The organism is Flavobacterium sp. PL02 (assembly GCF_035013205.1).
Classification (GTDB): Bacteria; Bacteroidota; Bacteroidia; order Flavobacteriales; family Flavobacteriaceae; genus Flavobacterium.
Genome location: NZ_JAYGJP010000002.1, coordinates 560,503 through 572,324 on the forward strand (window position 1 = coordinate 560,503; position 11,822 = coordinate 572,324).

General features: G+C 33.3%; 10 protein-coding genes. 9 read left to right on the forward strand and 1 reads right to left on the reverse strand.

The features are described from left to right. Positions 1-11 precede the first annotated feature (11 nt). The 3 genes from fbaA (at position 12) to SHI72_RS10445 (ending at position 2,753) form a co-directional block, all read left to right on the forward strand. Entirely contained in the window at positions 12-1,079 is a 1,068-nt protein-coding gene (fbaA, locus tag SHI72_RS10435) for a class II fructose-bisphosphate aldolase (protein ID WP_039116962.1), read from the forward strand. A gap of 124 nt (positions 1,080-1,203) precedes the next feature. Beyond that, positions 1,204-2,058 (forward strand): acetyl-CoA carboxylase, carboxyltransferase subunit beta, encoded by an 855-nt coding sequence (gene accD, locus SHI72_RS10440; RefSeq protein ID WP_035621709.1) that lies wholly within the window; start codon positions 1,204-1,206, stop codon positions 2,056-2,058. Positions 2,059-2,141: 83 nt separating this feature from the next. Beyond that, positions 2,142-2,753 carry a hypothetical protein gene (locus SHI72_RS10445; RefSeq protein ID WP_323489916.1) on the forward strand — a complete coding sequence of 204 codons (612 nt, stop codon included), beginning with the start codon at positions 2,142-2,144 and terminating at the stop codon, positions 2,751-2,753. 405 nt (positions 2,754-3,158) lie between these two features. Here SHI72_RS10445 and SHI72_RS10450 read toward each other — a convergent pair whose 3' ends face one another. Then, the gene (locus SHI72_RS10450) at positions 3,159-4,409 is read right to left on the reverse strand and encodes an ABC transporter permease (protein WP_039112495.1); all 1,251 of its coding nucleotides are present in this window, start codon (positions 4,407-4,409) and stop codon (positions 3,159-3,161) included. 165 nt (positions 4,410-4,574) lie between these two features. Between SHI72_RS10450 and purH the strand changes: the two genes are divergently transcribed. From purH to rodA, 6 genes are all read left to right on the forward strand, one after another. Next, the gene (gene purH, locus SHI72_RS10455; protein ID WP_323489917.1) at positions 4,575-6,101 is read left to right on the forward strand and encodes a bifunctional phosphoribosylaminoimidazolecarboxamide formyltransferase/IMP cyclohydrolase; all 1,527 of its coding nucleotides are present in this window, start codon (positions 4,575-4,577) and stop codon (positions 6,099-6,101) included. Between the two features lie 54 nt (positions 6,102-6,155). Beyond that, positions 6,156-7,184, forward strand: coding sequence for a rod shape-determining protein (locus tag SHI72_RS10460; RefSeq protein WP_007804822.1), 1,029 nt, complete (start codon positions 6,156-6,158; stop codon positions 7,182-7,184). A 107-nt stretch (positions 7,185-7,291) separates the two neighbouring features. Next, on the forward strand, positions 7,292-8,116 hold the full coding sequence (gene mreC / locus SHI72_RS10465) for a rod shape-determining protein MreC (protein ID WP_323489918.1): 825 nt from the start codon (positions 7,292-7,294) through the stop codon (positions 8,114-8,116). Continuing rightward, on the forward strand, positions 8,109-8,615 hold the full coding sequence (locus SHI72_RS10470) for a rod shape-determining protein MreD (protein ID WP_323489919.1): 507 nt from the start codon (positions 8,109-8,111) through the stop codon (positions 8,613-8,615). Before mreC ends, SHI72_RS10470 begins: the two co-directional genes overlap by 8 nt. Next, positions 8,612-10,564 carry a penicillin-binding protein 2 gene (gene mrdA / locus SHI72_RS10475; protein WP_323489920.1) on the forward strand — a complete coding sequence of 651 codons (1,953 nt, stop codon included), beginning with the start codon at positions 8,612-8,614 and terminating at the stop codon, positions 10,562-10,564. The genes SHI72_RS10470 and mrdA overlap by 4 nt, the downstream gene beginning before the upstream one ends. Before the next feature lie 18 nt (positions 10,565-10,582). Beyond that, entirely contained in the window at positions 10,583-11,818 is a 1,236-nt protein-coding gene (rodA, locus tag SHI72_RS10480; protein ID WP_039112499.1) for a rod shape-determining protein RodA, read from the forward strand. The last annotated feature ends 4 nt before the right edge of the window (positions 11,819-11,822 follow it).

The following is an 11,822-nucleotide window of genomic DNA, read 5'->3' on the forward strand; positions in this document are numbered from 1 at the left end:
AAAGAATTACAATGGCACACAATATTAAACCAGGAGTAGCAACAGGGGATCAAGTTCAAGAGATTTTTAATTATGCAAAAGAAAAAGGATTTGCACTTCCTGCAGTAAACGTTACTGGATCAAGTACAATCAATGGAGTTCTTGAAACTGCAGCAAAACTGAATGCGCCAGTTATTATTCAATTTTCTAACGGTGGAGCACAATTTAACGCTGGAAAAGGATTATCTAATGCTAACGAAAAATCAGCAATTGCTGGTGGAATCGCTGGAGCAAAACACATTCATACTTTAGCAGAAGCTTACGGTGCAACAGTAATTTTACATACTGACCACTGTGCAAAAAAATTATTACCTTGGATTGATGGTTTACTAGATGCTTCTGAAAAACATTTTGCAGAAACAGGAAAACCTTTATTCAGTTCTCATATGATTGACTTATCTGAAGAGCCTATCGAAGAAAACATCGAAATTTGCAAAGGTTATTTAGCTAGAATGAGCAAAATGGGAATGACTCTTGAAATCGAGCTTGGTATTACAGGTGGTGAAGAAGACGGTGTTGACAACTCTGATGTTGATAGCTCTAAATTATATACTCAACCAGAAGAAGTAGCTTATGCTTACGAAGAATTATCTAAAGTAAGTCCTAAATTTACAATTGCAGCAGCTTTTGGAAACGTTCACGGTGTTTACAAACCAGGAAACGTAAAATTAACTCCAAAAATCTTAAAAAACTCTCAAGATTTCGTTCAAGACAAATTCAAAACTGGTCATAACCCAGTAGATTTCGTTTTCCACGGAGGTTCAGGTTCAACACTTGAAGAAATTAGAGAAGCTATTGGATATGGTGTTATCAAAATGAACATTGATACAGATTTACAATTTGCATATACTGAAGGAATTCGTGATTATATGGTTAAAAACATTGACTATTTAAAAACACAAATTGGTAACCCAGAAGGTGCTGATGTTCCTAACAAAAAATATTATGACCCAAGAAAATGGGTACGTGAAAGCGAAGTAACATTCAATACAAGACTTGAGCAAGCTTTTGCTGACTTGAATAACGTAAATACACTTTAAATTTTAGATTTCGTAATTTAGATTTCGGACTTCTAAAAAGCCTGAAATCTAAATTTTGAATCAGATTGAAAAATCTAAACTTTAATCCCGATAACTATCGGGACTACATTCTAAATTAAAAAAAATGGCTTGGTTTAAAAGACACGAAAAAGGGATTACAACTGCTACCGAAGACAAAATGGATGTCCCAAAAGGACTTTGGTACAAATCTCCAACTGGAAAAATTATTGATGCTGATGAGTTGGCTCGTAACTTATTTGTGAGCCCAGAAGATGATTTCCATGTTAGAATTGGAAGCGCAATCTATTTTGAGATTTTATTTGATAACAACGAGTTTGTTGAATTAGATAAAAACATGACATCTAAAGATCCTTTGCATTTTGTGGATACAAAAAAATATGCAGAAAGATTAAAAGATGTAATGGAGAAAACTCACTTAAAAGACGCTGTGCGTACAGGAGTGGGAAAATCTAAAGGAAAAGAACTTGTTATTTGCTGTATGGACTTTGCCTTTATTGGTGGATCTATGGGAGCTGTAGTAGGTGAAAAAATAGCTAGAGGAATTAATCACGCTATCAAAAACAAATTACCATTTGTTATGATATCTAAATCTGGTGGAGCACGTATGATGGAAGCAGCTTACTCTTTAATGCAGTTAGCCAAAACATCTGTTAAACTTGCTCAACTTGCCGAAGCTGGTTTACCATACATTTCTTTATGTACAGACCCAACAACAGGAGGAACAACTGCTTCTTATGCTATGCTAGGAGATATTAATATTTCTGAGCCTGGTGCTTTAATTGGATTTGCAGGACCTAGAGTTGTAAGAGATACTACAGGAAAAGATTTACCTGAAGGTTTCCAAACTGCTGAATTCCTTTTAGAACATGGCTTTTTAGACTTTATAACGCCTAGAAAAGAATTGAAAGACAAGATAAACTTGTATATCGATTTGATTCAAAACAATACAATTAGATAGTTTACAAACTTCTAAAAATACCAAAATCCCATTCGCTTCTGCAAAATGGGATTTTTTTATATCTTTATTTCAAATTCTATTATATGAAAAGTGCTCTTATCGGTTTTATTACTTGCTTATTCCTTTTTAATTGTACCAAGAAAGAAGAAAAGACTGTTGCAAAAAACATCCCTTACATAATTTCAGAAGAGAACAAAACTAAAATCATCAATAACGATACCACCCCTCCTCCTCCAAAACCTCCTGGCTGGCTAGTTTACGGGACCAATTCATTTATAATCGACAATGATTCAACAGTATATTACTCACAAAGAAAAGAAGTTGGACGTATTTGTATCAGCGGAATAGAAGAAGGAGATACAATTCCATATTTCATAGACTTACAACCTAAAGATTTAATTGAAATTCATAAAAACTACATCTCGGACTTTATTAAAACTAATTATAAAACAGATTTTAAAAACATAACATTTATCTGCTCTAAAACAAATACCTTAAAATCTAAATCTTTCTTTGCTTTACAAAATGCATTAAAATCCAACACTCAAAAGGGAGATTTTTATCATATCAGAAGAACTACTCAGGAAGAAGACACTGTACTGAAGTACAAGAAAAACAATAAGTATTATGATTCAGAAGACATAAAGTGGGACAAAACAAAAATCAAATTTCTTAATTACAAAATCAAAGCCTAAAGCTATAACCATCCAACTTTGCAGCAACAACGATGATAAATAACCTATTGGTATGAGTACGAAGTTGAGAGACTTCACCTCAATCTGACATATGATTATATTATGACAGACCTATATTGCGTAGAGACACTACGGCATACACTTAAACTTAAACTTCTATTCCTTTCTCTCCAATCTTGTCACCCTGAGGAACGAAGGGTCTCCACAAGAAACTAACACTAACTTGATCTTAAATTGTCGAGCTACTCACGAAGGTTCTTCCTGCGTCAGAAAGAAAAACAAGTTTAGGATTACTATAAACAAACCAATATTGCGTAGACGCACTGCTGTGCGTCTCTACGGAAAACCTTTGTGTCTTTGTTCCTCTGAACCTATGAACCTTAGAACCTTAGAACCTCAAAAAAACTACATTCCAGTTCTAATAGCTTCTACAGGATCTAATTTGGAAGCAGATATTGCGGGAAGAATCCCAGCAATTAATCCAATTAATGCTGCAAGCCCAGTTCCCAGAAGTATATTTCCCATTCCGAGTACAAACTCAAAATCGAGTGCTTTGGTAAGAATCACAGAAATTAACCAAACCAGAATTAACCCGATTGCTCCGCCAATTACTGAAAGAATAATTGCCTCAAACAAAAACTGAAACATGATAAATCTATTTTTTGCCCCCAAAGACTTCTGAATTCCAATAAGATTCGTTCGTTCTTTTACAGAAACAAACATAATATTAGCAATCCCAAATCCTCCCACAAGAAGAGAGAATCCGCTTATTATCCAACCCATCATATTCATCTGTCCGATAATTCCATCTATAAAATCTGTAAATCCTGAAAACACATTAACAAAGAAATTATCGATTTGTCCCGCTTTCAAACCTCTAACGGCTCTTAATTTCTGCGATACTTCGGCTTTATATGCATCCATATCAATTCCTTTTTCAGGCTTCAATACAATTACCGGAGTCATCCCATCATTATTATCACCATACATACGACGTAAAAAATTTGCTGGAAAAAATACCGATGTATCATTACTATCTCCGAACAAACCTGCTCCTTGCTTTTTCACAACACCTATAACAGTGAAACGTTGCCCGTACAAACGAATATTTTTTCCGATAGGTTCTTCATCTCCAAAAAGCCCCTCGGCTATATCATGTCCTAAAACTATAACTGGTGTTCCAGAATTTGATTCTGATTCGTTATAAAAACGACCTTTCTCAAAATCCAAACCTTCGATTTCCATAAATTCATATGAAACTGGAACTACATTTACATCACTAACTGTTTTAGAATCGTATTTTAAACTTTCACGTTTAACAAAAAGCTGATACCCTACCTGATTTGTATTTGTAAGAGAATTTTTCAGATAAGTATATTCATCATATTTTACGTTTGGAAATTGTTCTCTTTTCCATTGCGGAATATCTGATGGACCAAAAGGAAACTTCATTAAATAAATCGTATTTTTATCTAAGCTACTTAAATCCTTAGTAATTTTTCTATTCAAAGAATCTACAGCTGCGAGTACTGCGATGATTGAGAAAATACCAATGGTAACTCCCAACAAAGACAACAATGTTCTTAGTTTGTTACTACGTAAGGCATTCATCGCAAAACCAAAACTTTCTTTTAATAATCGAAGATAAAGCAGCATAGATTTTAAATTTACATTAAAGTAAAATTCAATAAATTTTAGTCAAAAACCTAATAAAAATTCACTTACTCATAGGTAGGATTTTTTAAGAGAATGTTACATAAAATGATGATTTTTATAATCAAAAAAAAACTATTTTTGCACCTTCATAATTATAACTACACAATGAGCACAACAAAAACTATTCAATCGGCATTAATTTCAGTCTTTTCCAAAGATGGGCTTGAACCAATTGTAAGAAAACTACACGAACAAAAAGTAACACTTTACTCTACTGGAGGAACGGAAGATTTTATTAAAAACTTAGGAATTCCTGTAGTTCCTGTAGAAGACATAACTTCTTTTCCTGAAATTCTTGGTGGACGAGTTAAGACTTTACACCCGAAAATTTTTGGTGGAATCTTAAACCGTCAAGATAACGAAAGTGATGTACAACAAATGAAGGAATTTGATATTCCTCAAATTGATTTAGTGATTGTTGATTTATACCCATTCGAAAAAACAGTTGCTTCTCGAGCTAGTGAAACAGATATTATCGAAAAAATTGATATTGGTGGAATTTCATTAATCCGTGCTGCTGCAAAAAACTTTAAAGACACTACTATTGTGGCTTCGGTAAATGAGTACAGCTTATTGTTGGATTTAATTACAGAACAAAACGGAGCAACAACTCTTGAGAACAGAAGATTACTTGCTACAAAAGCATTTCATGTTTCATCTCATTATGATACTGCAATTTTCAACTATTTTAATACTGACGATACTATTTACAAAGAAAGTATTGCTGACGGACAAGTATTACGATATGGTGAAAACCCACATCAAAAAGGATTTTTCTTTGGAGATTTTGACGCAATGTTCAAAAAACTACACGGAAAAGAATTATCATACAACAACTTACTTGATGTAGATGCTGCTGTAAACTTAATTGCAGAATTTAAAACTGACGGACCTACGTTTGCAATTTTAAAACACAATAACGCTTGTGGTTTAGCTACAAGAAAAAACATTAACGAAGCTTATTTAGCAGCTTTGGCTTGCGATCCAACATCTGCATTTGGTGGAGTTTTAATTTCTAACACAAAAATTGATTTAGCTACAGCTCAAGAAATAAATAAATTATTTTGCGAAGTAGTAATCGCTCCAAGTTATGACAATGAAGCAATTACAGTTTTAGAAGAAAAGAAAAACAGAATTATATTGGTTCAAAATGAGGTAGAATTACCTACAAGACAAGTGAGAACATGTCTAAACGGGCTTTTAGTTCAAGATAAAAATAATATTACCGACAATAAAGCGCATTTAAGAACCGTTACAATTACTGCACCTACAGAGCAAGAAGTAGAAGATTTAATATTCGCTTCAAAGATTTGTAAGAACACAAAATCGAATACAATCGTATTTGCAAAAAACGGAACTTTAATTTCATCTGGAACGGGACAAACCTCTCGAGTAGACGCTTTGGTTCAAGCAATTGACAAAGCAAAAGCATTTGGATTTGATTTAAATGGAGCTTCGATGGCAAGTGACGCATTTTTCCCTTTTCCGGATTGTGTAGAATTAGCCAAAAAAGCAGGAATTACAGCTGTAATTCAGCCAGGTGGATCAATAAAAGACGAATTAAGCATAAATTATTGCAATGAAAATAAAGTTGCAATGGTATTTACAGGAACGCGTCATTTTAAACATTAATTTGTTTAACTTTGTGCGTTACTAATTTATAACTTTTAAACCCCTAAAAAACTTATGGGATTTTTTGATTTCATGACCGAGGATATTGCGATAGACCTTGGTACCGCAAACACTTTAATCATACATAATGATAAAGTCGTTATTGACAGTCCTTCAATCGTGGCACGTGATAGAATATCAGGCAAAATCATTGCTGTTGGTAAGGAAGCCAATATGATGCAAGGTAAAACCCATGAAAACATAAAGACCATAAGGCCACTTAAAGACGGGGTTATCGCCGACTTTGATGCTTCTGAGAAAATGATCAATATGTTCATCAAAAGTATTCCTGCATTAAAAAAGAGAATGTTTACTCCTGCATTACGTATGGTGGTATGTATTCCTTCTGGAATTACTGAAGTGGAGATGCGTGCAGTAAAAGAATCGTGCGAAAGAGTAAATGGTAAAGAAGTTTATTTGATTCACGAACCAATGGCTGCGGCAATTGGAATTGGTATCGATATTATGCAACCAAAAGGAAACATGATTGTTGATATTGGTGGTGGAACAACTGAAATTGCAGTAATTGCATTAGGTGGAATTGTATGTGACAAATCGGTAAAAATTGCTGGTGACGTATTTACAAATGATATCGTTTATTACATGCGTACACAACACAACTTATTTGTTGGAGAAAGTACTGCTGAAAAAATAAAAATTCAAATTGGAGCCGCTATCGAAGATTTAGATGGACCTCCAGAAGATATGTCTGTTCAAGGTAGAGATTTACTTACTGGTAAACCAAAACAAGTAGATGTTTCTTACCGTGAAATTGCTAAAGCATTAGACAAATCGATTCAACGAATTGAAGATGCTGTAATGGAAACATTATCTCAAACACCTCCAGAATTAGCAGCCGATATTTACAATACAGGTATTTATCTTGCAGGTGGAGGATCTATGTTAAGAGGTCTTGATAAAAGAATTTCACAAAAAACAGATTTACCTGTTTACATTGCTGAAGATCCATTAAGAGCTGTAGTTCGTGGAACTGGAATGGCTCTTAAAAACATTGCAAAATTTAAAAGTATCTTAATCAAATAAGATAAACAATTATTATATATTTCCTCAGAGCTAAAATTTATAAAACTTAGCTCTGAAGGAATTTTGAAACTTAAAGCATATCCTGAAACAAAATAACCAAGCAAGAAATGCAGCAGATATTTAATTTTATTATAAGAAACAGTAATCGGTTACTGTTTTTGCTGCTTTTAGGTATTTCGTTGGGTCTCTCCATTCAATCTCATTCTTTTCATAAAAGTAGAATTATTAGTTCTGCTAATTTCTTGAGCGGTGGTGTTTACGAAAAAATAAACAGCGTAAATGAGTATTTGAATTTAAGAAAAGAAAACGACGAATTGGTTCTTGAAAACGCAAGACTAAAAAGTCTTTTATTTAATGCAGAAGACACTACCAAATTACCTCTTCCAGACAGCATTAAAGGCGTTAAACCTGCCGATATTATAGTTTCGAAAGTGATACATAACTCTTATAATGTACATGAAAACTACATTACTATAAACTCTGGTTCTAATGAAGGAGTTAAACCTGATATGGGAGTAATTAATAGTTTAGGAATTATTGGTATTGTAGATAACACATCTCCAAGATACGCAACTGTTATTAGCATCCTTAACATCAAATCGAGGATTAATGCCAAAATAAAAAAATCAAATCATTTCGGTTCTTTAACATGGGACGGAAAAAGCACAGGTTTTGTACAATTAATTGACGTTCCCAGACTTGCTTCTGTTCGCAAAGGAGATACTATCGTAACTGGTGGTCAATCGGTAATTTTTCCTGAAAATATTGGAATTGGTACTATCGACAAAATATTTACGGATAAAAAAACAAATTACTACACTATCAATGTCAAATTATTTAATGACATGACAAATTTAGGACATGTATATATTATCAAGAGTAAAGATAGAGAAGAGCTTATTAAATTAGAAAAAAGAGAAAAAGATGAATAGCGCTTTGTTAATCAATGTTTCTCGATTTATCCTGCTATTGGCAGTTCAGATTATTATTTTTAATAACATGAACTTCCTTGGCTATATAAGTCCGTTTCCTTACATACTTTATATTATTTTATATCCAGTAAACGGAAACAAATCTGGCCTTATAGTATCGAGTTTTCTTCTTGGTCTTATAATGGACATGTTTTGCAATTCGGGAGGAATACACGCAACAGCTTGTTTAATTCTTGCCTATTACAGACCTTATATATTTAAGTTTTCATTTGGATTGAGCTACGAATATCAAACTATAAAACTAAACGATTCTTTAACCCCTGAACGATTCTCGTTTTTATTAGTATCGGTATTACTACATCATATAATACTGTTTACATTAGAAGCTTTCCAGTTTAACTTCATTTTAGATGTTTTACTTCGAACATTGTTCAGTACCATATTTACCATTATAACCTGTATCATAATAATCTATCTTATTAAGCCCAACAGAAGATGAGAAAAGTTCTGCTGCCCTCTTTAATAATCATTGCAGCATCTTTGCTAGTAATTCGCATATTCTATTTACAAATTATAGACGATTCTTTTAAACTTAAATCAGAGAATAATGCTATAAAGATAAAATACGACTATCCCGAAAGAGGTTATATATACGATAGATACGGTAAATTATTAGTTGCTAATCAGGCATCTTATGATATCATGGTTATCCCAAGAGAGATAAAAAACATCGATACTTTAGAGTTTTGTCAACTCTTGAATGTTACCAAAGAAGATTTTATAAAAAAAATCGAGAAGGCCAAAGTCTATAGTCCTCGACTACCATCTGTATTTTTAGCACAATTAAACAAAAATGAATTTGCTGCTTTTCAAGAGAAAATCAGAAAATTTGAAGGTTTCTATTTCCAAAAAAGATCATTGCGTGATTACGAAGTCGATTATGGCGCTAACATTTTTGGCTTTATCACTCAGGTAAATGAGAAATTAGTTTCCAAAAATCCTTATTACAACAGTGGTGATTTAATTGGAATGCAAGGTGTAGAACAAAGTTACGAAGAGGTTTTACGCGGTATAAAAGGTGTAAAATATATTCAAAAAGACAAATACAATAGAGAAATAGGTTCCTACAAAGACGGAAAATATGATACAATCGCCGTACAAGGAGAAGACATCAACCTAACGATTGATGCTGAACTTCAAAAATACGGAGAAGAGTTAATGATTAACAAACGTGGTGGAATTGTAGCTTTAGAACCTAAAACTGGTGAAATCTTAGCTTTAGTTACTGCCCCATCTTATGATCCAGGTATTTTAGTTGGTAGACAACGTTCTAAAAACTACACTTTATTGTATCATGATTCAATTGCAAAACCATTATACGATCGTGGATTATTAGCCGAATATCCTCCAGGTTCACCATTTAAAATCCTAACAGGTTTAATTGGTTTGCAGGAACAAGTAATAAACGAAAACACGACGTTTTTTTGTCATCATGGATTCAGTTATGGAAGAGGTCGTTTTATGAAATGCCATAATCACCCACCAAACCAACAGTTACATAATGGTATTTACAATTCATGTAATACTTATTTTGCACAGACTTACATGCTTACCATAAACAAATACAACAATCCTGCTTATGCAGTTGATATATGGAGTAACCACGTAAAAAGCTTCGGTCTAGGTCAGTTTATGGGATATGATTTACCAACAGGTAAAAGAGGAAATATACCAACCTCTAAAACATATAAGAAAATTTATCCTAACGGAGGTTGGAGAAGTACAACAATTGTATCCAACTCGATAGGTCAAGGTGAAGTTTTAATGACACCAATTCAGTTAGCAAATATGATGGCTACAATAGCCAATCAAGGTCATTATTACACACCTCATATCATTAAAAAAATTGAGGGAGAAAAAATAGATCCTAAATTCACGACTAAACACGAAACAACGATAGACAAAAAATATTTTCCTCCTATAATTAGCGGATTATTTGATGTTTATAACCTAGGAACTGCTAGTAGGTTACGTGTTGAAGGGATTGATATTTGTGGAAAAACAGGTACAGCAGAGAATTATGCCAAGATTAACGGAAAAAGGACTAAACTAGAAGACCACTCTATATTTGTAGCATTTGCACCAAAAGACAATCCGAAAATTGCGATAGCAGTAATGATTGAAAATGGAGGATTTGGAGCTGCAATTGCAGGGCCTATTGCCAGTTTAATGATTGAGAAATACCTTCGTAAAAAAATCACACGAAACGATTTAGAAATACGAATTTTAAATACAAGTCTAAATTCCCGATATGCTAAATTAGGCGGAATGGCTGAAGCTAGTTTAATAGAAACTACACCTAAAGATTCTGTTATGAGAGCAAAAATGAACAAGCCTGTACCTAAAGAAGTTAAAATAACAAAAGTAGACACAACTCAAAAAAACTAATAAAGAGATTCATTCCTGATGAAAAATCAAAGTGTAAAAAATAATATTGACTGGATAAGTGTAATCATCTATATCGCATTAGTGGTAATGGGATGGTTAAACATATACTCATCTTCTCTATCCTCTACTGATGGTACTTCTGAGAAACAGCTGATTTTTATTTTGCTTACTATCCCTTTAATTTTTGTGGTACTTTTTGTAGATGGTAAATTCTATGAAAAATATGCCAGTATCATTTTTGGAGTTGCTTTATTATCACTAGTCGGATTGTTCTTTTTTGGAAAAACCATAGCAGGGCAGCGTTGTTGGTATGCTATAGGAAGTTTTACTTTACAACCATCAGAGTTTACTAAATCTGCAACTGCACTTGCATTAGCAAAATACTTAAGTGATACACAAATAAACCTAAAAGACGTTAACAGGCAAATACAAGCCCTTGCAATTGTTTTTTTACCAGTAATATTAATTCTTCCTCAACCCGATCCAGGAAGTGCTTTAATATACTGTATCTTTTTAATCGTATTATATCGCGAAGGACTTCCTTCCTGGTATATATGGACTGGCTTTATAGCAATCCTTTTATTTGTATTAACTCTTGTTTTAGAACCAGAATACGTAATACTAATATCCATATTGGTTCTCCTTATAATGCACTTTAAAAGCAGGGCTGTAGATAGAAATTTCATTTTAAGTGGTATACTACTTGCACTTATATCTGGCTTCGTTTTATCTGTAGATTACGTTTTTGACAATGTCTTTAAGCAACATCACCGAGACCGTTTTAATATCTTATTAGGAAAAACAGTCGATATGAAAGGTATTGGATACAATACTAATCAATCTGAAATTGCGATTGGATCTGGCGGATGGATAGGTAAAGGTTTCTTAGAGGGAACTCAAACCAAAGGAGGATTTGTACCTGAGCAACATACCGATTACATCTTTACTACGGTAGGAGAAGAATGGGGATTTGCAGGTTCTATAGTAGTCATCGCCTTATTTGTTGGACTATTTTTAAGAGTTATTTATTTAGCCGAAAGGCAAAAAACAAAATTTAGCCGGGTATATGGATACTGTGTTGCTAGTATTTTGTTTATTCACTTTTTTGTAAATATTGCCATGGTTATTGGTATTTTCCCAACCATTGGGGTCCCACTTCCTTTCTTCTCTTATGGAGGTTCAGGATTATGGGGATTCACCATTTTGCTTTTTATCTTCCTAAAAATGGATGCTAATAAAGTAAATGAATGGTAGCTTC

Coding starts and splice junctions, on each gene's coding strand:
- fbaA (WP_039116962.1), top strand. CDS start 12: ATGGCACACAATATTAAACCAGGAGTAGCAACAGGGGATCAAGTTCAA.
- purH (WP_323489917.1), top strand. CDS start 4,575: ATGAGCACAACAAAAACTATTCAATCGGCATTAATTTCAGTCTTTTCC.
- SHI72_RS10460 (WP_007804822.1), top strand. CDS start 6,156: ATGGGATTTTTTGATTTCATGACCGAGGATATTGCGATAGACCTTGGT.
- rodA (WP_039112499.1), top strand. CDS start 10,583: ATGAAAAATCAAAGTGTAAAAAATAATATTGACTGGATAAGTGTAATC.
- SHI72_RS10470 (WP_323489919.1), top strand. CDS start 8,109: ATGAATAGCGCTTTGTTAATCAATGTTTCTCGATTTATCCTGCTATTG.
- mreC (WP_323489918.1), top strand. CDS start 7,292: ATGCAGCAGATATTTAATTTTATTATAAGAAACAGTAATCGGTTACTG.
- SHI72_RS10445 (WP_323489916.1), top strand. CDS start 2,142: ATGAAAAGTGCTCTTATCGGTTTTATTACTTGCTTATTCCTTTTTAAT.
- accD (WP_035621709.1), top strand. CDS start 1,204: ATGGCTTGGTTTAAAAGACACGAAAAAGGGATTACAACTGCTACCGAA.
- mrdA (WP_323489920.1), top strand. CDS start 8,612: ATGAGAAAAGTTCTGCTGCCCTCTTTAATAATCATTGCAGCATCTTTG.
- SHI72_RS10450 (WP_039112495.1), bottom strand. CDS start 4,409: ATGCTGCTTTATCTTCGATTATTAAAAGAAAGTTTTGGTTTTGCGATG.